Consider the following 20,531-nt stretch of genomic DNA (forward strand, 5'->3'; position numbering starts at 1 on the left):
TCCCCCCACGAACAAACGGACGTCATGACAACGACCACCGCCCCGGCCGCCCCGAAGGCCAAGACGCGCCCCGGAGACCGATGGTTCTCGGGGACCGCGCTGTTCGCAGGGTCGATGATCCTCGTCACCCTCGCGGCCGTCGCCCTCTTCCTCATCGTGCAGTCCGTACCCGGGCTGCTGGCCACCAGCGAGACCGCCTCGGTGCTCTCGGGCAACTTCTGGGAGTACGTCTGGCCGCTCGCCTTCGGCACCGTGTGGGCGTCGCTGCTGGCACTTCTGATGGCGGTCCCCCTGTCGGTCGCGGTGGCCCTGTTCATCTCCCATTACGCGCCGCGACGGCTGTCGCAGACGCTCGGCTACATCGTCGACCTGCTCGCCGCCGTCCCGTCGGTCGTCTTCGGCCTGTGGGGCATCCTCGTCCTGGCGCCCGCCGTCCAGCCCGTCTACGCATGGCTGAATCAGAACGCCGGGTGGTTCCCCCTCTTCGGCGGCTCGGTCTCGGGCACCGGACGCACCATCTTCACCGCCGCCATCGTGCTGGCCGTCATGGTGACCCCGATCATCACCGCCATCTGCCGCGAGATCTTCCTGCAGACCCCGGTCCTCCACGAAGAGGCCGCGCTCGCCCTCGGCGCGACCCGCTGGGAGATGATCCGCATGGCGGTCTTCCCGTTCGGGCGCAGCGGCATCATCTCGGCCTCGATGCTCGGACTCGGCCGCGCCCTCGGCGAGACCATGGCGGTGGCCATGGTCCTCTCCATCGCCAACGTGGTGTCGTTCCGCTTGTTCACGTCCGAGAACCCCGGCACGATCCCGGCGAACATCGCACTGACCTTCCCCGAGGCGTACGGCACCAACATCAACGTGCTCATCGCCACGGGCCTCATCCTCTTCGTCGTCACCTTCGCGGTGAACGCGCTGGCGCGCTGGGTCGTCAGCCGCCGCAAGGAATTCTCGGGAGCGAACTGACATGACCGCCACCATCGCTCCCCCTCAGACGCCCCGCACGATCGAGCGCGAAGCCACCAGCCTCACCAACGGCCGCCTCGCGGCCTGGGTCCCGTGGGCCATCCTCGCCGCCGCCGCCGGCATCAGCGCGATCATCTTCGCCGTTCCCGCCATCGCGGGTGCCGCCGACTTCAACGTCGCCGGATTCGCCGTCGTCACGGCCCTGCTCTACCTCGCTCTCGTCACGCTCGTCTCTTCGCTCGTCGAAGGCCGCCGCAAGGCCGTCGACCGCCTGGTGACGGGTGTCGTGACGATCGCCTTCCTCGTCGCCATGGTGCCGCTCGTGTCGGTCGGCTGGACCGTGATCGTCAACGGCGTCGCTGGAATCTCGGCGGACTTCTTCTCGATGTCGATGCGCAACGTCGTCGGCGAGGGCGGCGGCGCGCTGCACGCCATCATGGGTACTCTGCTCATCACGCTCGCAGCCGCCGTCATCTCTATCCCGATCGGCATCTTCACCGCGATCTACCTCATCGAGTACGGCGAGGGCAAGCGCCTGGCACGCGGCATCACGTTCCTCGTGGACGTTATGACCGGCATCCCCTCTATCGTCGCCGGTCTGTTCGCCTATGCCCTCTTCGTGCTGTTCTTCGGCCCCGGCATCCGCATCGGCATCATGGGATCGGTGGCGCTCGCCGTCCTGATGATCCCGGTCGTGGTGCGCTCCACCGAGGAGATGCTGCGCCTCGTGCCCAACGAGCTGCGCGAGGCCTCGTACGCGCTGGGCGTTCCGAAGTGGCTCACGATCGTGAAGGTCGTGCTGCCGACGGCCATCGCCGGCATCACCACCGGCGTCATGCTCTCGATCGCCCGCGTCATCGGCGAGACGGCACCGCTGCTCCTCACCGCCGGCTTCACCACGAGCATGAACTACAACCTGTTCGAGGGCCGCATGATGACCCTGCCGGTGTTCGCGTACACCCAGTTCATGAACCAGGGCATCCCCGCGCAGGCGTTCATCGACCGGGCGTGGGCGGCTGCTCTCACGCTGATCGTGATCGTCATGACCCTCAACCTGGTCGCCCGCCTCGTGGCGAGGATCTTCTCCCCCAAGCTCGGCCGCTGAGCGGTCCCACCCGAAATCCCAGAGGAACGACGTGTCCAAAAGCATCGAAGTCAACGACCTGAACGTCTACTACGGCGAATTCCTGGCCGTGGAGGGCGTCTCGCTCGACATCGAGCCGCGCAGCGTGACGGCCTTCATCGGCCCGTCCGGCTGCGGCAAGTCCACCTTCCTGCGCACCCTCAACCGCATGCACGAGGTCATCCCGGGCGCGCGCGTCGAGGGCGAGGTGCTCCTGGACGGAGACAACCTCTACGCCAGCAACGTCGACCCCGTCCTGGTGCGTCGCCAGATCGGCATGGTCTTCCAGCGCCCGAACCCGTTCCCCACCATGTCGATCAAGGAGAACGTGCTGGCGGGCGTGAAGCTCAACAACAAGAAGATCTCCAAGTCCGACGCCGACGACCTCGTTGAGACGTCGCTCAAGGGCGCCAACCTCTGGAACGAGGTCAAGGACCGTCTCGACAAGCCCGGTTCCGGGCTCTCGGGCGGCCAGCAGCAGCGTCTGTGCATCGCGCGGGCGATCGCCGTCTCGCCCGAGGTGATCCTGATGGACGAGCCCTGCTCGGCGCTCGACCCCATCTCGACCTACGCGATCGAAGAGCTGATCGGCGAGCTGAAGAAGGACTACACCGTCGTCATCGTCACGCACAACATGCAGCAGGCATCGCGCGTGTCCGACAAGACGGCGTTCTTCAACATCGCCGGCACCGGCAAACCCGGCAAGCTCATCGAGTACGACGACACCAAGACGATCTTCACGACGCCGTCGGTGCAGGCCACCGAGGACTACGTCTCCGGTCGCTTCGGGTAGTCGACGCGGGCTCAGTCCCGTGGGCTCAGTCGCGTGGGCTCAGTCGCGCGGGCTCAGTCGCGTGGGCTCAGTCGCGCGGGCTCAGTCGCGTGGGCTCAGCAGGTACTCGTTGATCGATCGGGTGAGCTCGCCGTCGACCGGCATCGGCGAGCCGTCGATCGCCGTCACCGGCACCGCGAGGCGCACGCTCGACACGAGCCAGGCGGCATCCGCCTGCGACAGCGCGGATGCCGGCAGCGTCGCGTAGGCGGTCTCGAAGCCGCGGCGCGCGAGCTCTTCGAACACGCTCATCTGCGTCGTGCCGTGGAGGATGCCGGCGCCCGGCGCAGGGGTGACGTAGCGGCCGTCGATGCGCAGGATGAGCGACGAGGTCGGCCCCTCGAGCAGCACGCCGTCGGACGACACGAAGAGCGCGTCGTCCGCACCCCGACGCTTCGCCTCGCGGATCGCCGCCATGTTCACCGCGTACGACAGCGTCTTGGCGCCCAGCAGCAGCCACGGCGCGCGCTCCGGTGCTCCGCTGTCCAGCCCTCGGTCGAGGGTGGCCACACGGACGCCCTCGCGTCGTACCGTGCGGAAGTCCGGCGCCGAGGCGATGGTGATCCACGCGGTCGGCGCGGGACCGTGCTCCACTCCGCGACTCAGGATCAGCTTCATGACCGACTCGCCCTCCGGCGCCTCGGTGGCGGCGGCGGCGACGGCCTGCCGCCACTGCTCGCGGTGCGGAACGGGCAGGTCGCACAGTCTCGCCGAATGGATCAGCCGGTCCAGGTGCGCACCGACCTCTTGCGGGTGCCCGTCGACGACGCCGATCGACTCGAAGATGCCGTCGCCGCGCTGCGTACTCAGTTCGCCGACGCTCAGTGCGGGAGCCTGCGGGTCGATGGGGGTGAAGGTGTCGGTGAAGTCGGCCCCGGGTCCGTCGGCGGGCCGGTCGTCCGCGGCGACGGGATCGATCACGAGGGCGTGGCGCCAGGTCATGCTGAGAGCCTAGGGGAATGCCCGCGCCGGTCTCTCGGTTAGACTTGTTCAGCCGGGCCGCAGTAACCCCGGGCTCCATCTTCTGCCGCCGCGAGCGGCCTCGCGCCGAGAGGCGTTCTGCGGCCCGGCACTTCTCTGCCCTCAGGCAAGGGCGTCGCGGCGCCACAGCGACGCACTGACGGCGAGGTCGCCGGCATAGTCCGAGAGCCGCAGCGCGCGCGTGGTGAGCGTCGTGGCCCGCTCCGGCTCGGTTCCCTCGTAGTCGTCGGCCAGATGTGTCGCGCCCGAGGCCTGGACGCGGCAGAAGGCCGCCGCCCTGTCGAGCGCCACGGCGAAATCGCCGTCGAAGACGCCGCGGAGGATGGCGTCGACAAGCGTCACCAGCTCGTCGGGTCCTGCCGGTGACGGCGCACCCGCGACGAGATCGTCGGCGCCGGCCAGCTCGGCGCGTCCCCGCTCGTAGAGCAGCGCAGCTGTGCGGGGATCGTCGTGGATCATCAGCTGCAACAGGTAGAGCCGCCACAGCGCACCCGGCAGGGAGCGCGCCGGCGATCGCGACCACAGCTCGGCGATGTCGTCGATGCCGTACTCGTCGGTGAACGACACCAGACGGTCGACGACGGCCCCTTCGGGCTCGGCGCGTACGCGGGCCAGCAGGGCGTGGGCCGTCGAGTGCGCCACGCGCGACACCTCTGCGGGATCCGCCGACGCGAACCGTCGGTCGAAGAGCTCGGCCGGACGGCGCACTGGCTTGTGGAAGTCGCGGGACGGGTCGCTCACCCCATCGAGGCTACCCCGACCTCGCGGTCCGAGCGCTGACGATCAGGCGGTGGGGATGGCGATGATGGGGTCGCTCGTGGGCTGACCGTCCGGGGCACCGCCCTCGGGCTCGACCGTGACCGCGATGACATCGCCCGCCTCGAGCGCCCCGTCGAGCAGCACGGTGGCATCGGCACCGGCGACCGTCTCGAAGACACCCGCCGAGACCGCGCCGCCGTCGCGCACGAACCAGAGTTCGAAGCTCTGGTCGTCCGAGATCACCGGGAGGCCGTCCGAGACGAGCACGGCCTTGCCGAGCTCCTCGGACCAGTGCGCCGTCGCCGTCCCGCCGTCGGGCACGTCCACCGACGCAGCCTGCGCGTCGGGGGCGCTCTCGATATCGGCGAGCGCAATGGCTGCCGGCGTGCGGGTGAGGTACTCGTTGATGGTGACCGACGCGAACCCCAAGGCCACCAGCAGCACCAAGCATGCGGCGAGCGCGAAGATCCCCCGGGTCCAGTTGCGCCGCGAGACGGCCTGGATCAGCGCGGTGTCGGGAGCGGGCTCGACCGGCGCGACGGGCGCGGGTGCCGGCGGCCGCGGCGGAACGACGACGTCGTCCGCCTCACCGCCCGCCCCGGCATCCGTCGATCGTTGCGGCGCGACCGCGATCCGCGCCAGCAGCTCGTTCCGAAGCGCGGCGGGGGGAACGACGTCGCGCACACCCTCGGCGAGCGCCGCGGCCGTCGCCTCGTCGGCATCGACCCACGACTGCCATTCCGGATGCTGCGCGAGAGCTGCCTCGAAGCGGGCGCGGTCTTCGGATGAGAGCGCGTGAAGGGCGTTGCCCGCGGCCAGCGCTGCGAACTCCTCCTCGTTCATACCGTCACCCCCATCTCTGCTCGCAAGCGGGTCAATCCATCCCGCATCCTGGTCTTGATCGTCCCCAGCGGGGCTCCGACCATGGCGGCGATCTCGCTCTGCGAATACCCGCCGTAGTAGGCCAGTGTGAGCGCTTCTCGCTGCGCATCGGGGAGCGAGGACAGTGCAGCCGTCACGCGTTCCCCTTCCATCCGCAGTTCGACATGTTCGGCGACGCCGTCATGGGCGACGTCGAGATCCCGGAAGCCCACGCGGACATCCCGATCCGTGCTCGCCTGCGATGACCGCACGCGGTCCACCGCTCGGCGATGCGCGATCGTGAGGATCCACGATCTTCCCTGCCCTCTGTTCGGAGTGAACCGGGATGCGGATTGCCACACTTCCAGGAACACCTCCTGCAGCACTTCTTCACTCTGGGCGCGGTCGACCAGCACCCGCAGGACGAGACCGAACACCCGCGGCGAGATCATGTCGAACAGCCGGGCGAAGGCCCGCTGGTCGCCGGCGGCCACGCGCGTCAGCAGCTCTCCGACGTGGTCGACCGGGTCCGCACCGTCCTCGGGTACGTCCACACCGTCGATCACCATTCCTCAAGCATGCCGCATCCCTCGCGGGGAACCGGAATTCCGCGCCGCGCGACGACCTGATCCGTGCCGGAGAAGGGGTACGGGCAGACCGGTCAGAAAAATCTTCCAATCCGATCCCGAGGGCTGGCCGAACAGCCTGTGAACGCCGCAGGAAGCGGCACCGGAACGATCACAGGTCGGATAACGGCCCCTACCACCGGAGGAAGTCATGCTCAGCACGAACAAGAAGATCACAGCAGGTCTCTCGCTCGCCATCGCAGGCGCATTCGCCCTGTCGGCCTGCACGGGCGGCACCACGGCCACGGAGTCGGAAGAGACGACCGCGCCCGAGATGTCGGAAGAGACCGAAGCGCCCATGGACGAGGACATGGACACCATGGACCCGGCCGCCAACCTCGTCGGCCCCGGCTGCGCCGACTACGCCGAGGCTGTGCCGGACGGCGCGGGATCGGTCGAGGGCATGTCCCAGGACCCGGTGGCGACCGCCGCCTCGAACAACCCGCTGCTCACCACGCTGGTCTCGGCCGTGAGCGGCCAGCTCAACCCCGATGTCGACCTGGTCGACACGCTGAACGGTGACGAGTTCACCGTCTTCGCCCCGGTCGACGACGCCTTCGCGGCGATCGACCCGGCCACCATCGAGGCGCTCCAGACCGACAGCGAGACGCTCACGTCGATCCTCACGTACCACGTCGTGCCCGGCCAGCTGAGCCCGGACGAGGTCGTCGGCGAGCAGGCCACCGTCCAGGGCGGCACGCTCGAGGTCTCGGGCGAGGGCGACTCGCTCATGGTCAACGACGCCAACGTCATCTGCGGTGGCGTGGTCACCGCGAACGCCACGGTGTACCTCATCGACGCTGTGCTGATGCCCCCGGCACAGTGACCTGACGTGTCCGGAGGCGGGGGTGCCGCCGGACACAGGGGTGGCAGGGCCGCCGGTGCGCGCGAGGTTGCACCGGCGGCCCTGCTCTATGCACTTTTCTCGCACTTCGTCAACCCCCGCTCACGGGAGAATCGCCCGAGTAATCTCGCCACATGTCCCCCAGCCCCGCGTTTCCCGAGCGCACGCAGAAGTCGGTCCGATGACCGATCTGCGTGAGGTCGGCGACCCCCTCACCGGGGAGCTGCTCGACGGGCGCTACCGTCTTCTGGAGCGGATCGGCGAGGGCGGCATGGCGCGCGTCTACCGCGCCGAGGACACCTTCCTGCAGCGCACCACCGCCGTGAAGGTGATGCGCGGTCACGTCGACGGGCTCGGCTCGGTGGAGCGCGCCCGTTCCGAGACGACTCTCCTGGCCGGCCTCAATCACCACGCGCTGGTCACCCTGTTCGATGCGCAGATCTCCGCCGACGACGGCAGCTACCTGGTCATGGAGTTCGTCGACGGCATCACTCTCCGCGACCTCATCGCACAGGGACCGCTCTCGCCGCAGACCGCAGCGGCACTCACCGCCGAAATCGCGGAAGCACTTCACGTCGCGCACACCGCAGGCGTCGTCCACCGCGACATCAAGCCGTCCAACGTCCTGCTCGGTCGCTCTCCGGTTCCGGGCGGCGCATGGCGGCCCAAGCTGGCCGACTTCGGCATCGCATACCTGGTCGATTCCACCCGCGTCACCACCCCCGGGCTGATGGTCGGCACCATCGCGTACCTCGCTCCCGAACAGGCCAACGGCGCACCGCCGGCACCGCCCGCCGACATCTACTCCCTCGGCATCATGGTGATCGAGGCGATCAGCGGCTCGCGACCGTGGGCGGACGCCGAGGGCATCGGTGCGCTCGTGGCTCGCATGACCTCCCCGCCGTCGATTCCGCAGTCGCTGCCGGAGGAATGGCAGCAGCTCCTTCGTGGGATGACCGCGACCCGGCCCGACGATCGCCCCACCGCCCTCGAGGTCGCCATGACCGCCGCCCGCCTGGCGGGCACCACGGCGACCGGCGGCGCCGTCGACGCCGACACCGCTCCCGTGGCTGTCGTCGCGGTGGCCCCGCCGGTGCCGCAGGCCGGTCCGGAAGCCCCCGACGACGCGACCGCGCTCATGCCGGCCACCTCAGCCCCGGCATCCCGACGACGCGCGAACGAGGAGCGCCGTCAGCAGCCCCGGCGTCGCCGAGCACTCGTGGCCCTCGTCATCGCCATCGCGGTGCTCGCCGCGGCACTCGTCGTCTTCTTCGGCGTCTGGGCATCGGGATACACGGCTTCGCCGGAACCGGCACCGTCGTCCACTCCCCTGGTGCAGGAGGTCGGACCGACTCCCGAGCCGACCGTCGCGGACGAAGCCCCGGAAGAGGCAGAACCCGCTCCGGCGCAGGCGCCCGCGCCCGCACCGGAGCCTGCGCCCGAACCCGCCGCCCCGAGCGTCGAGACCGCCGGCAACAGCGGTAGCGGAAACGGCAGCGCCAACAGCGGACCCGGCAACAACAACGGCAGCGCCGGCGGCGGCAACGCCAACAGCGGACCGGGCAACAGCAACGGCGCCGGTGGCAAGGGGAACGGCAACGGCTGACGCCCCGGTAGGCTGGTGGGCGAGGGCCTCTAGCTCAGTCGGTAGAGCATCGGACTTTTAATCCGCGGGTCGTGGGTTCGAGCCCCACGGGGCCCACTCACGCATGCGTGCATACGCACTTCTCATCCGCGGGTCGTGGGTTCGAGCCCCACGGGGCCCACTCACGCATGCGTGCATACGCACTTCTCATCCGCGGGTCGTGGGTTCGAGCCCCACGGGGCCCACTCGCACATGCGCAGGGCGTGCCATCACCCGCGCGGTTCGCAGACCACGACGGGGATCTGGCGGGACGTCCGCTGCTGATAGCCCGCGTAGCCGGGATTGACCCGCGTGATGCGCGGCCAGAGGGCTTCACGCTCGTCGCCTGTCGTCGTCCGGGCGAGATAGCGACCCGTCACCCCGCGGCGGGTGATCTCGACCTCCGGCGTCGCCACGAGATTGAGGTACCACGCCGGGTGATCGTCGGCGCCGCCCTTCGAGGCGACCAGCACGATCCGTCCCTCCTCCTCGACGGGTGCCGTCAGCAGTGTGGAGCGCCGAGCGCCCGAGCGGCGGCCGACCGTGTGCAGCTCGACGGTCTCCATCCCCAGCAACCGGCGGCCGACGCGGCCACCTGTGAGCCGCAGCACCGCACGGTGCAGCGACTCCATCCAGCGGATGACCCGGTCGGGAGGCGCGGACCGCGGCGTCACGGCGCCGACGTCACGATCTCGGCACCCGCGTGACCGAGTTCGGCCAGTGCCCGCTCGCTGGAATCCGGTGCGACGCCCGCGATCAGGTCGGTGAGGATGCGCACGTGCCGGCCGTGGTCGATCGCGTCGAGGGCGGAGGCGCGCACGCAGTAGTCCGTCGCGATCCCGGTGACGTCGACGTCGACGACGCCGTGCTCGTCCAGGAGCTCCCCGACCGTCCGCCCCTCGTCCGTCGTGCCCTCGAACAGGGAGTAGGCCGGTCGTCCCTGCCCCTTCTTCACGTGATGGGTCACCGACGCGGTGTCGAGCCCGGGATCGTAGTCCGCACCCTCGGTTCCCGCCACGCAGTGCACCGGCCACGTCTGGACGTAGTCCGGCTCCCCCACGGCGAAATGGCCGCCGTTGTCCGAGTCGCCGTCATGCCAATCCCGTGACGCGATGATGAGCGCGTACTCCGCCGCGTGCTCGGCCAGATGTCGCGTGATCGCCGCGGCGACGGCGTCACCGCCATCCACGCCGAGGGCTCCGCCTTCGGTGAAATCGTTCTGGACGTCGACGATGAACAGCGCCTTGCTCATTCTTCGAGACTACGCTCGCGCTCGGTCGCTGTCTCGGGTCCTCGCCGCCACAGCTTGGACGGCCACCAGATGGCGCGGCCGATGTCGTACGACAGCGCCGGAACCAGAAGCGAGCGCACCACGAACGTGTCCAGCAGCACGCCGAACGCGACGATGAACGCGATCTGGGCGAGGAACAGGATCGGGATGACGCCGAGCGCGGCGAAGGTCGCAGCCAGAACCAGCCCCGCCGATGTGATCACCCCTCCGGTGGCGACCAGCCCGCGGAGGATGCCCGGCCTCGTGCCGTGCACGAGCGACTCCTCCCGCACGCGCGACATCAGGAAGATGTTGTAGTCGACCCCCAGCGCCACGAGGAACACGAACCCGTACAAGGGAACCGAGGGGTCGGCGCCGGGGAACCCGAAGATGCCGTCGAAGACGAGTGCGCTCACGCCGAGCGCGGTGCCGAACGACAGGATGACCGTCAGGATCAGCAGCACAGGAGCGAGGATCGAGCGCAGCAGCAGCATCAGGATGGCGAGGATCACGACGAGGATGACCGGGATGATGACCGTTCGATCCCGGATCGACGTGTCGTTGGAATCGATGTCGGTAGCGGTCTCGCCGCCGACCAGCGCAGCGCCCGATTCGAGAGCGTCGTCGAACGCCACGCGCAGGTCACGCACCGTCTCTTCGGCATCGAGGGAATCCGCCGCGTCGGTCAGCGTGCCGATGATCAGCACGTCTCCCGCGGCGACCGTCGGCTCGGGTGCAGGTGTGCCCGGTGGCCCCGCGGCGCTCACGACGACCTCGCCGTCCTCCAGCGCAATCCCCGCCTGACCGCCGGGGGCGTCTCCGGCGGCGATCGCGACGGAGTCGACTCCGGCGCTGGCTTCGAGCACCTCGACGACGCCCGTCAGGTCCGACTCGGGCACGACGACGTAGACCGGGCTGCCCGAGCCGGCCGGGAAGTGCTCGGCGAGAGCGACCTGCCCGTCGCGCGCTTGGGACTCCCCCAGGACGAGCTCGCTCGCGGGCACGCCGTCCGCCTTCAGCTGCACCACGCCGGCCGCGCCGGCGAGGAGGACGACGGTGCACACGATCCACACCACACGCGCGTGCCGCGCCACGAAACGCGCCTGGCGCGGCCAGATGCCCTTCACGGGCTGCGTCAGGTCGTCGGGCACGTTCGCCAGGGGCTCGCGCGGCACGAACGGCCAGAACGCCGCGCGACCGAAGAGCGCCAGGAGCGCCGGCAGGAACGTCAGCGCGGAAAGCATCGAGAACGCGATGCCGATCGAGGCGATAGGCCCGAGCGCGCGGTTCGTCGCGAGATCGGACAGCAGCAGGCACAGCAGGCCGGCGATCACCGTCCCGCCCGAGGCGAGGATCGGCTCGAAGGAACCGCGCCACGCCACCAGCGCGGCGGGCCACCGCGGACGCCCCTCGGCGATCGCCTCGCGGAAACGCGCCACGTACAGCAGCGCGTAGTCCGTGGCCGCGCCGATCACGAGGATGAAGAGGATCCCCTGGACCTGACCGTTGAGCACGACGATGCCCGCGAACGCGAGCCACCAGACGGTGAGGAGCGCCACGCACAGCGCGAACACGCTCGTCAGCAGCACCAGGATCGGCAGAAGCGGTGAGCGGTAGACCACGACCAGGATCACGAACACCGCGATCAGCGCCACCGCGAGGAGCAGCCCGTCGATGCCGAGGAATCCCTCGGCGAGGTCCGCGGTGAAGCCCGCCGGCCCCGTCACCCACCCCTCGAGGCCGTCGGGCAGCTCCTCACTCAGCAGCGCCCGCATCTCGGCGACGAGGTCGCCGATCTCCTCATCCGAGGCCAGAGGAATGAACACCTGGACCGCCAGGGCGTCCTCAGAAGGAATGGGGGGCGACACCTCCTCCAGCACGCCCTCGAGCGCTGCGATCTCATCGACCGTGGCCTGCACGTCCGCGAGGTCGTCAGCGGTGAGTTCGGTCTCCCCCGCGATGACCACCACGGCGGGAACGCTGTCGTCGCCGAGGAAGTCGGTGAGCCGCTCGTTCACCTGCGTCGCGTCTGCGCTCTCGGGGAGGAAGCTCGATCGGTCGTTGGTCGAGACCTCCTCGACCTTCCCGAAGTACGGGCCGCCGACAGACCCTCCGACGAGCCAGATGAGGACGAGGAAGACCGGGATGCCGATGCGCAGCCAGCGGGTGGTGCGACGGTCGGTGCGAGGCGAGGACATATCGCTAGCTTATCTAGCGAAACCGCTCTCGGCGCCGCGGATCCGGATTTTCTCATCTTTGTCCGCCGCTCCCTATGCTGGTGCGGATGCTCGCCGCCGCCCTCGCCCTGATCGGCGCTCTCGTCTACGGGGCCGCCGACTTCCTCGGCGGGCTCGCGGCGAAACGGCTGCGCTCCATCGTGGTCACCGCAGTGGCCGCCGGCGCGGGATTGGTGATCCTCGCGGCGGCCGCCCCGTTCACCGTCGTGTCCGTGTCGGCATCCGACATCGCGTGGGGCGCGATGTCGGGCATCGTCGGATTCATCGCCCTCATGCTGCTGTACGGATGCCTCGCGATCGGACCGATGAGCATCCTCTCGCCGCTCACGGCGGTGGTCTCGGCGATCGCCCCCATGCTCTGGGGACTGCTGGTCGACGGCGACCAGCTCTCGCCGATCGCGTTCGTCGGACTCGGCCTGGCCCTGGTCGCCGTCGTCCTCGTGGGCTTCGTGCCCGGTGAGCGGGTCGTGCGGCCGAGCACGCGCGGGCTCGCCATGGCCGTGGGAGCGGGTCTCGCGATCGGCGGCTTCCTCATCGTCATAGACCAGACCGGCCCCGAGAGCGGACTCGTCCCCCTCGTGGCCAACCGGGCGACCAGTGTCGTCGTCACCGGAGCCATCGTCGCCGGCCTCGTCGTCTCGGCGACGCGGCGCGGCCGAACCGCGGCATCCGCCCTCGTCTCGCCACCCGGACCCGGCGGGGCCTCGCGGCGCGTGTGGATGCTGGCGATCGGGTGCGGGCTGCTGGATGCCGCAGCCAACGCCCTCCTGCTGTTCGCCCTGCGGGAGGGACAGCTGTCGGTGGTCTCGGCACTCACCGCGCTCTATCCCGCGGGCACGATCCTGCTGGCGGCCTTCCTGCTGCGAGAACGTGTCGCCGCCGTGCAGTGGGTGGGTCTCGCGCTCGCCGTCGCCGCGGGGGGCATGCTCGCGTTGGCGTGACGCAGCCTCGTGAAGGCGCTGCGGAGGAGAAGGCAACCCGCCGGGTCGGCGGGACTCAGCCGCCGGCGAAGAGCAGGATCGTCGAAGTGACGAGGGCAGCCACGCCGAGCCCGAGAAGGCCGATGGCCAGAAGCGCGACGCCCCGCACGACCGGGCTCCGCTGCGTCAGCCGCAGGCGGTTGCGCGAGCCGCGACGGTAGAAGATGTCGGCCATGTCCTTGCCGGCCAGGGTGTGCGCCTGCTCGTGGGTCAGGTGCGCCTCGTTCACCCCGCCGTCATGGTCGAACCATCGGGCGAGCCTGCCATGGGGACCGTCCTCGAGGACGGCGCGCGCCGGCATCCACGTGCCGTCGAAGAGGTACAGCACGAGCGCCGCACCGGCCAGGAGCGCACCCGAGCCGAACCCCACCCACGTGAAGATCTCGACGATCCCGTCGACGCGTGCGTCCATCGGCCCTCTTCGCTGCCTGAAGCCAGCCTGTTGTCTGGAGCCACCTAAGGGAATCGAACCCTTGACCTATTCATTACGAGTGAATCGCTCTGCCGACTGAGCTAAGGTGGCGCGCTTCGCTTGCGCGATGCACGATCAACGATCTTACCCTGTCGCCGGACCCGTCGCGAACCACGCCGGCCGCGTGCGCATCAGCTGCAGACGAGGCCGTCCTCGGGAACGATGCCGTCCAGGAGGTAGGCCTCGACGGCGCGGTCCACACAGTCGTTCCCCTTGTTGTAGCCGGTGTGGCCTTCGCCCTCGCGGGTGATCAGAACGCCCGACGACAGCTGCTCGGCCAGCGACACCGACCACTCGTACGGTGTCGCCGGGTCGTTGGTCGTGCCGATAACCACGATGGGGTCGGCCCCCTCTGCGGCGATGGGCTCGCGCACGCCGGTCGCCGGATAGGGCCACCCCTCGCACGGGTCGGGACCGGACCAGTAGGGCGCGATCGTCGGCGCCTGCTCGGCGATGAGTGCCTCGGCGGCCGCCTCTTCCTCTTCGGTCGCGTCGACGGGGTAGTCCATGCAGTTGTAGGCACGGAACGCCTCGGTCGAGTTGTCGAGGTACTCCCCCTCCTCGCGGTTGTAGTAGAAGTCTGCGAGGAAGAACGCGAACTCCGGGTCGCCCTCGAGCACACCCGTGAGCGCCTGCGAGAGGAAGGTCCAGCTGTCCTGCGAGTAGAGCGCGGCGACGATGGCGGTCGTGAGCGCGTCCGCGCCGAGCAGGCGTCCGTCAGCGGCGGGCAGCGGGTCGCGGTCGACGCTCGCCAGCAGCGCGCCGAGATCCCGCATCCCGTCGTCGACCGATCCGCGGAAGGGGCACTCCTCGTCGCCGAGACAGTCGGCCATGTACGCCCGCAGCGCCGATTCGAAGCCCACCGCCTGCGTCGTGCCGACATCCAGGCCGGGGATGGACGGGTCGATCGCGCCGTCGAGCACGAGCCGGCCCACCCTTTCGGGGAACAGCTTGGCGTAGGTCGCGCCGAGGAACGTGCCGTACGAGTAGCCGAGGAAGTTGAGGGCGCGATCCCCGAGCACCCCGCGGATGAGATCCATGTCGCGCGCCGACTGCTCGGTGGTGATGAACGGCAGGATCCCGTCACTGGCGTCCTCGCACGCCTCGCCGAACGCGGCGTTGCGCTCCCGGAGCTCCGCCTCCCACCCCTCGGAACCACGCGGATCCTCGGGGATGTCGAACAGGTAGGCGTCCATATCGGCGGCGTCGAAGCAGCGGACGGCGGTGGACTGGCCGACACCCCGCGGGTCGAAGCCGATCACGTCGTACTCCTCGATGAGCGCCTCGCCGACGGCGTAGGTCAGGGACTCGCGGACGAGGTCCACACCGCTGGAGCCGGGTCCGCCGGGGTTCGTCAGCAGCGACCCGACGGGTTCGCCGCCTGTGGCGCGGTTGCGCACGAGCGCGAGATCGATCTCGCCCGCCGCCGGGTCGGCCCAGTCCAGCGGCGCCGTGATGGTCGAGCACTGGAAGCCGGCGCCGCAGTCCTCCCACTCCACGGTCTGCTCGTAGAACGGCAGCAGGTCCTCGTCCACGCCTTCGGTGTCGGGAGCGGGGCTCGAGGTCGAGACGGGCCGCTCCTCGGGAATCAGCGCGTAGAGGCATCCGCTCAGAGCGAGCGCCGAGACAGCCAGACCTGCGATGACGGCGAGCGCGCGACGCGCACGGCGGGTGGGGGCGACGTTCACGGGGTCCTTCCGCTCGCGACGGTCACGAGCATGCTCTCGAGGGCGAGGGTGGGGGCGACGTTCTGCTCGAGGTTGCGGCGGGTCTCGGCGATGCGGTCGAGCACCAGCAGCGTCCGCTCGGTCGACCAGTCCGCGGCCAGGGCGCGCAGCTCGGGCTCGAGCTCGCGATTGATCAGCTCGACATCGCGTCCGAAGCCGAGCATGAGGACGTCGCGGTACATCGACTGCAGGTCGGTCAGCACACGATCGATGCCGTCGCGGAGGCTGCGAGTGGCGCGCCGCTTCTGGTCATCCTCGAGCGCCGAGAGCTGCGCACGGACCGCGGGCGGCACCGCCGCACCCTCGGGGATGCCGAGTGTGCGGCGAAGCTGCGCGCGTTCGGCGTCGTCCCGCTCCGCGGTGAGGGCTTTGGCGTCCTCGGTCGCGGCCTGCACGATGCGGCCTGCGCTGTCGACCGCATCGCCCACCCCGCGCACCCGAAGCGCGGACCGCAGCGTATCGTCTCGGCGGCTGCGGGCCGCGGCATCCGTCGCCAGCCGCTGGGCCATCCCGATGTGTCGCTGCGCGTGCCGCGCCGACTGCTCGGCCACGGTCGAGTCCGCTCCCGTGCGTTCGGAGATGAGCCGTGCCACGTCGGCGACGTCGGGCTCGCGCAGGCGCAAGGTCCGCACCCGGGAGCGGATCGTGGGGAGGAGGTCGGCGTCGCTCGGCGCGCAGAGCACCCAGACCGTGTGCTCGGGCGGCTCCTCGAGCGCCTTCAGCAGGACATTGGACGTGCGCTCTGCCATGCGATCGGCATCCTCGACGACGATCACCCGGTGCCGGCCGAGTGACGGGGCGAAGTAGGCGCGCTCGACCAGGCGACGCGCTTCGTCGATGCGGATGATGACCTGCTCGGTGCGCAGCGACGTGAGGTCGGGATGTGTGCGGGCGAGCACCTGTCGCATGGCGACGGCGTCACCGGGCTCGGCGATCAGCGCCGCGGCGAAGGCGTAGGCCAGCGTCGAGCGCCCGGATCCCGGGGGGCCCGTGATGAGCCAGGCGTGCGTCATGCCCTCTGGGTCGGATGCCGCGGCCTGCAGCGTGCGGACGGCATCGTCCTGCCCCCACACCGCGTCCCACGGCTCCGCGGCGAGGACCGGCGGGGGCGCAGGCGCATCGACGGTCGTACCCATGGGCCCAAGCCTAACCGGCGGCGCCGACGTCGCCTGCGGGCGTCAGGAGGGTTGCGATGCGCGCCTGGACGGCGCGGGAAAGCTCTTCCGCGGGCCGACGGGCATCCAGCACGAGGAAGCGGTCGGGCTCGGCGTCGGCGAGCGTGAGGAACTCGGCGCGGACCTTGGCGTGGAAGTCGTCCTGCTCGGATTCGAGTCGGTCGAACGGCTTGTCATCGGCGTCCCGGCGCTCGCGAGCGGCGGACGGATCGAGGTCCAGCAGCACCGTGAGATCGGGAAGCAGTCCCTGGGTGGCCCACAGCGAAAGGTCTCGCACCTCGTCGCGCCCGAGCACCCGCCCGGCGCCCTGGTAGGCGACGGACGAATCGAGGTACCGGTCCTGGATGACGATGTCGCCGCGCGCGAGCGCGGGCCGCACGACCGTCTCGACGTGGTGGGCGCGGTCCGCGGCGTACAGGAGCGCTTCGGCGCGGGGCGCGACGTCGCCACGGTGGTGCAGGACGATGTCGCGGATGAGAACGCCCACCTCGGTGCCGCCGGGCTCGCGCGTGCGCACGACAGCCCGCCCCGCCGCACGCAGCCAGGCTTCGAGAAGACCGGCCTGCGTCGTCTTCCCGGCTCCGTCGCCGCCTTCGAATGTGACGAACAGACCCGCGTGAGGATGCCGGGGGTCCGCCGTCACTTCTTCGCCGCGGTCTTGCGGGTGGTCGTCGTGCGCTTGGCCGTGCGCTTGGGCGCGGGACCCTTCGCGCGCTTGTCGGCGAGCAGCTGCACCGCCCGCTCGAAGGTGACCTCCATCGCGTCCTCGCCTCGCGGGACAGTGGCGTTGGTCTCGCCGTCGGTGATGTAGGGGCCGAAGCGGCCGTCCTTCAGCTTGATCGGCTTGCCGCTCACCGGGTCGTTGTCGTATTCCTTGAGCGCGCTCGAGGCCTTGCGCGCGCCGTACTTCGGCTGCGCGTAGATGGCGAGGGCCTGCTCGAGCGAGATGTCGAAGATCTGCTGCTCGGTGTCGAGCGAGCGCGACTCCGTGCCCTTCTTCAAGTAGGGCCCGTAGCGGCCGTTCTGCGCCGTGATCTCTGCGCCCGTCTCGGGGTCGGCGCCGACCACACGCGGCAGGTCGAGCAGACGCAGCGCCGTGTCGAGGTCGATCGTGTCGACCGACATGCTCTTGAACAGCGACGCGGTGCGGGGCTTGGGGGCCGCCTCTTTCTTCGCGCCGCGCTTCTTCGGCGCGGGAGTCTCGGCGGGCACCTCCCCGGTCGCCGCGTCGGCGGCGTCGGGGTCGACGGGATCGGTCTCCTGGACGTACGGCCCGTAGCGGCCGTCCTTGACCACGACGATCTTGCCGTTCTCGGGGTTCTCGCCGAGAACGCGATCCCCGGCGACCGGGGCATCGATGAGCTCCTGCGCCCGGGCGGGGGTGAGCTCGTCGGGCGCGAGGTCCTCGGGGATGTTCACCCGGCGGGGCTCGGCGGCAGGGTCGTCCTTGTCGGCGACCTCGAGGTACGGTCCGTACTTGCCGAAGCGGAGCGTCGCGACGTCGCCGATCGGCGTCGAGTTGAGCGCGCGCGCGTCGATCTCGCCGAGGTTGTCGACGATATGACGCAGTCCGACGTGCTGCTCGGACCCGAAGTAGAACTCCTTGAGCCAGTCCACGCGCTTCTGCTCGCCGCGGGCGATCGCGTCGAGGTCGTCCTCGAGCGCGGCGGTGAAGTCGTAGTCCACGAGGTCGGAGAAGTGCTCCTCGAGGAGCCGGACGACGCTGAAGGCGAGCCAGCTGGGGATGAGCGCCTGGCCGCGCTTCGTGACGTAGCCGCGGTTGAGGATGACGTCGATGATGCTCGCGAAGGTCGACGGGCGGCCGATGCCCTTCTCCTCGAGCGCCTTCACCAGCGACGCCTCGGTGTAGCGGGGCTTCGGCGACGTCGCGTGGCCCTTGGGCTCCACGTCGGTCAGGCGCAGGGTGTCGCCCACCGCGAGTGCGGGCAGAGACTGGTCGTCGGTGCGGTCGGCGTCGGCGCGCTTCTCGTCACGACCCTCTTCGTAGGCCTCGAGGAACCCCTTGAACGTGTAGACGGTGCCGGATGCCGTGAATTCGGCGCGTCGGCCGGCGGCGTCGACGGCGAGCGTGACCGTCGTGGTCTCGTACTTCGCGTCGGACATCTGGCTGGCCATCGTGCGCTTCCAGATGAGGTCGTACAGGCGCTGCTCGTCGCGGTCGAGTTCGCCCGAGACCTTCGAGGGCGTGCGGAACACGTCGCCGGAGGGACGGATCGCCTCGTGGGCCTCTTGCGCGTTCTTGGACTTGCTGCGGTACGTGCGCGGGTTCGGTGGCACGGCCTTGTCGCCGTACATCTCGACCGCCTGCGCCCGCGCCGCCTGGACGGCCTGGGTGCTCAGCGCCGTCGAGTCCGTGCGCATATAGGTGATGAAGCCCTTCTCGTAGAGACGCTGGGCGACGCTCATGGCGTGCTTGGCGCTCATCGAGAGCTTGCGGCCGGCCTCCTGCTGCATCGTCGAGGTGGTGAAGGGCGGCTTCGGGCTGCGGGTGCCGGGCTTGGCCTCCACCGCAGCCACAGAGGCTTCCCCGGCCGCGTCGATGGCGGTGGCGAGCTCGCGGGCGGCTGACTCGTCCAGGACGACAACGGCCTTCTTCAGTTCGCCACGGTCGTCGAAGTCGGTGCCGCGGGCCAGTGACGCCCCGTCGACGCGTGCCAGGCGGGCGGCGAAAGAAGCGGCATCCTTCTTCGCGGTCGTCTCGATGTCCCAGTACGAGGCCGAGACGAACGCCATGCGCTCCCGCTCGCGATCGACCACGAGTCGCGTCGCGGCGGACTGCACCCGACCGGCCGACGTGCCCTGCTGGACCTTGAACCACAGGACGGGGCTGACGTCCCAGCCGTAGAGGCGGTCGAGGATGCGTCGGGTCTCCTGCGCGTCGACCAGGGCGAGGTCGAGCTCGCGGGTGTTGTCGACGGCGGCGCGGATGGCGTCCTTGGTGATCTCGTGGAAGACCATGCGCTTGACGGGCACCTTCGGCTTGAGCGCTTCGAGCAGGTGCCACGCGATGGCTTCGCCTTCGCGGTCTTCATCCGTGGCGAGGAGGAGCTCGTCGGCGTTCTTGAGCGCCCGCTTCAGCTCGGCGACGGTCTTCTTGCCGCGTTCGCTGGGCACGTAGTAGGGGTCGAACCCGTTGTCGATGTCGATCGAGTACTTGCCGTAAGCCTGCTTCTTGTCGGCGGGGATGTCCTTCTTGTCCGCGAGATCGCGGATGTGCCCGACCGAGCTGAGCACCTCGTAGTCGTCGCCGAGGTAACCCTGGATCGACTTCATCTTCGTCGGGGACTCGACGATGACGAGCTTCTTGCCTGATGCCAACGTGGCGTCCTTTCTTCGTTGCACACCATACACACCGCGCGACAGGGCGGTGCTGTGAGGATGCCGAGGCGAAAGGCCTCGAAGGTCACGGTGGCGGGCCGGCGCGTGCGCGCGCCTCGACGGGCAGATGCCCGAACGTCGCGCCGATGGTGACGGTTGCGATGAGCCCGGTCACCTCGCAGTCATGGAGTGACACCTGCATGGCCTCGGCCACCTCGCGGGCGCGTTCGCACGGGAACCCGGTGATGGCGCCCGATGCCGCATCGGCGGCGGCCAATGCCGCTCCGTCGGCGGCCGCGGCGGCACGCTGGGCGTGCACGCCCGCCGCGGCGACCGCCGCGAGCGCGAGCAGACCGGCTGCCGTCGCCGAGACGATCCCCACGGCCAGCGCGCTCCCCGGCATCAGCCACCACCCGCCAGGGCGCAGCCGGTGGCGGCCACGTCGCCGAGGAGGGCGAGCCCTGCCGAGGCTGTGGCGGTGACGCACACGACATCGCCCCGTGTCGAGACGTCGATCGTCGCCCCGGGTACCGCATCCGTCACCGCGCTCTCGACGCGGCCGGCGCTCTCACCCCGGGAGGCCAGGCGCGCGGCGTCGGCGGCGGCATCCTGCAGCCGGACGTGGCGTGCCCCGGCACCGAGCGCGCCCACCCCCAGGATGAGCACCAGCATCACGGCGGGAAGGGCGACGGCGAACTCCGCCACCACGGCG

General features: G+C 70.0%; 20 protein-coding genes and 2 tRNA genes. 7 read left to right on the forward strand and 15 right to left on the reverse strand.

The window, feature by feature from the left end; all coding sequences use genetic code 11:
• The first annotated feature begins 24 nt into the window (after positions 1 to 24).
• From pstC to pstB, 3 genes are read left to right on the forward strand one after another with little or no spacing between them, the layout of a single operon-like run.
• Positions 25 to 969, forward strand: coding sequence for a phosphate ABC transporter permease subunit PstC (gene pstC, locus Q9S36_RS08700; RefSeq protein ID WP_251450757.1), 945 nt, complete (start codon positions 25 to 27; stop codon positions 967 to 969).
• A gap of 1 nt (position 970) precedes the next feature.
• Entirely contained in the window at positions 971 to 2,074 is a 1,104-nt protein-coding gene (pstA, locus tag Q9S36_RS08705) for a phosphate ABC transporter permease PstA (RefSeq protein ID WP_311284766.1), read from the forward strand.
• A gap of 31 nt (positions 2,075 to 2,105) precedes the next feature.
• On the forward strand, positions 2,106 to 2,885 hold the full coding sequence (gene pstB, locus Q9S36_RS08710) for a phosphate ABC transporter ATP-binding protein PstB (RefSeq protein ID WP_311284767.1): 780 nt from the start codon (positions 2,106 to 2,108) through the stop codon (positions 2,883 to 2,885).
• A gap of 81 nt (positions 2,886 to 2,966) precedes the next feature.
• Here pstB and Q9S36_RS08715 read toward each other — a convergent pair whose 3' ends face one another.
• The 4 genes from Q9S36_RS08715 to sigK form a co-directional block, all read right to left on the reverse strand.
• Positions 2,967 to 3,866, reverse strand: coding sequence for an aminotransferase class IV (locus Q9S36_RS08715; RefSeq protein ID WP_311284768.1), 900 nt, complete (start codon positions 3,864 to 3,866; stop codon positions 2,967 to 2,969).
• 141 nt (positions 3,867 to 4,007) lie between these two features.
• Positions 4,008 to 4,646 (reverse strand): DNA-directed RNA polymerase subunit beta, encoded by a 639-nt coding sequence (locus Q9S36_RS08720; protein ID WP_251450763.1) that lies wholly within the window; start codon positions 4,644 to 4,646, stop codon positions 4,008 to 4,010.
• A gap of 42 nt (positions 4,647 to 4,688) precedes the next feature.
• The gene (locus Q9S36_RS08725; RefSeq protein ID WP_311284769.1) at positions 4,689 to 5,507 is read right to left on the reverse strand and encodes an anti-sigma factor; all 819 of its coding nucleotides are present in this window, start codon (positions 5,505 to 5,507) and stop codon (positions 4,689 to 4,691) included.
• The gene (gene sigK / locus Q9S36_RS08730; protein ID WP_311284770.1) at positions 5,504 to 6,094 is read right to left on the reverse strand and encodes an ECF RNA polymerase sigma factor SigK; all 591 of its coding nucleotides are present in this window, start codon (positions 6,092 to 6,094) and stop codon (positions 5,504 to 5,506) included. The genes Q9S36_RS08725 and sigK overlap by 4 nt, the downstream gene beginning before the upstream one ends.
• A 208-nt stretch (positions 6,095 to 6,302) precedes the next feature.
• Between sigK and Q9S36_RS08735 the strand changes: the two genes are divergently transcribed.
• From Q9S36_RS08735 to Q9S36_RS08745, 3 genes are all read left to right on the forward strand, one after another.
• Positions 6,303 to 6,977 (forward strand): fasciclin domain-containing protein, encoded by a 675-nt coding sequence (locus Q9S36_RS08735; protein WP_251450769.1) that lies wholly within the window; start codon positions 6,303 to 6,305, stop codon positions 6,975 to 6,977.
• Between the two features lie 199 nt (positions 6,978 to 7,176).
• Positions 7,177 to 8,601: a serine/threonine-protein kinase gene (locus tag Q9S36_RS08740; protein ID WP_311284771.1), complete on the forward strand. Its 1,425-nt coding sequence runs from the start codon at positions 7,177 to 7,179 to the stop codon at positions 8,599 to 8,601.
• A gap of 23 nt (positions 8,602 to 8,624) precedes the next feature.
• Positions 8,625 to 8,697 (forward strand) — tRNA-Lys (locus Q9S36_RS08745).
• 152 nt (positions 8,698 to 8,849) lie between these two features.
• On the opposite strand, the gene Q9S36_RS08750 is transcribed toward Q9S36_RS08745, so the two are convergent.
• The 3 genes from Q9S36_RS08750 to Q9S36_RS08760 are packed head-to-tail and all read right to left on the reverse strand — an operon-like array spanning position 8,850 to position 12,087.
• On the reverse strand, positions 8,850 to 9,293 hold the full coding sequence (locus Q9S36_RS08750) for a nitroreductase family deazaflavin-dependent oxidoreductase (RefSeq protein WP_251450772.1): 444 nt from the start codon (positions 9,291 to 9,293) through the stop codon (positions 8,850 to 8,852).
• Positions 9,290 to 9,871 carry an isochorismatase family protein gene (locus Q9S36_RS08755; RefSeq protein ID WP_311284772.1) on the reverse strand — a complete coding sequence of 194 codons (582 nt, stop codon included), beginning with the start codon at positions 9,869 to 9,871 and terminating at the stop codon, positions 9,290 to 9,292. Before Q9S36_RS08755 ends, Q9S36_RS08750 begins: the two co-directional genes overlap by 4 nt.
• Entirely contained in the window at positions 9,868 to 12,087 is a 2,220-nt protein-coding gene (locus Q9S36_RS08760) for an efflux RND transporter permease subunit (RefSeq protein ID WP_311284773.1), read from the reverse strand. Before Q9S36_RS08760 ends, Q9S36_RS08755 begins: the two co-directional genes overlap by 4 nt.
• A gap of 86 nt (positions 12,088 to 12,173) precedes the next feature.
• Between Q9S36_RS08760 and Q9S36_RS08765 the strand changes: the two genes are divergently transcribed.
• Positions 12,174 to 13,067, forward strand: a complete 894-nt coding sequence (locus tag Q9S36_RS08765) for an EamA family transporter (protein ID WP_311284774.1) — start codon at positions 12,174 to 12,176, stop codon at positions 13,065 to 13,067.
• 55 nt (positions 13,068 to 13,122) lie between these two features.
• On the opposite strand, the gene Q9S36_RS08770 is transcribed toward Q9S36_RS08765, so the two are convergent.
• From Q9S36_RS08770 to Q9S36_RS08805, 8 genes are all read right to left on the reverse strand, one after another.
• On the reverse strand, positions 13,123 to 13,518 hold the full coding sequence (locus Q9S36_RS08770) for a hypothetical protein (RefSeq protein ID WP_251450780.1): 396 nt from the start codon (positions 13,516 to 13,518) through the stop codon (positions 13,123 to 13,125).
• 35 nt (positions 13,519 to 13,553) lie between these two features.
• Positions 13,554 to 13,629: transfer RNA gene (locus tag Q9S36_RS08775), tRNA-Thr, on the reverse strand.
• Positions 13,630 to 13,709: 80 nt separating this feature from the next.
• The gene (locus Q9S36_RS08780; protein ID WP_311284775.1) at positions 13,710 to 15,266 is read right to left on the reverse strand and encodes an alpha/beta hydrolase; all 1,557 of its coding nucleotides are present in this window, start codon (positions 15,264 to 15,266) and stop codon (positions 13,710 to 13,712) included.
• Positions 15,263 to 16,441, reverse strand: coding sequence for a DNA polymerase III subunit delta' (locus Q9S36_RS08785; protein ID WP_311284776.1), 1,179 nt, complete (start codon positions 16,439 to 16,441; stop codon positions 15,263 to 15,265). Before Q9S36_RS08785 ends, Q9S36_RS08780 begins: the two co-directional genes overlap by 4 nt.
• Before the next feature lie 10 nt (positions 16,442 to 16,451).
• Positions 16,452 to 17,123, reverse strand: a complete 672-nt coding sequence (gene tmk / locus Q9S36_RS08790) for a dTMP kinase (RefSeq protein WP_311284777.1) — start codon at positions 17,121 to 17,123, stop codon at positions 16,452 to 16,454.
• Positions 17,120 to 19,819 carry a type I DNA topoisomerase gene (gene topA / locus Q9S36_RS08795; protein WP_311284778.1) on the reverse strand — a complete coding sequence of 900 codons (2,700 nt, stop codon included), beginning with the start codon at positions 19,817 to 19,819 and terminating at the stop codon, positions 17,120 to 17,122. Before topA ends, tmk begins: the two co-directional genes overlap by 4 nt.
• An 85-nt stretch (positions 19,820 to 19,904) precedes the next feature.
• Positions 19,905 to 20,222: an Rv3654c family TadE-like protein gene (locus tag Q9S36_RS08800; protein WP_311284779.1), complete on the reverse strand. Its 318-nt coding sequence runs from the start codon at positions 20,220 to 20,222 to the stop codon at positions 19,905 to 19,907.
• Positions 20,222 to 20,527, reverse strand: a complete 306-nt coding sequence (locus Q9S36_RS08805) for a TadE family type IV pilus minor pilin (RefSeq protein ID WP_311284780.1) — start codon at positions 20,525 to 20,527, stop codon at positions 20,222 to 20,224. Before Q9S36_RS08805 ends, Q9S36_RS08800 begins: the two co-directional genes overlap by 1 nt.
• Positions 20,528 to 20,531: the final 4 nt, after the last annotated feature.

This window comes from Microbacterium sp. ARD31 (genome assembly GCF_031844425.1).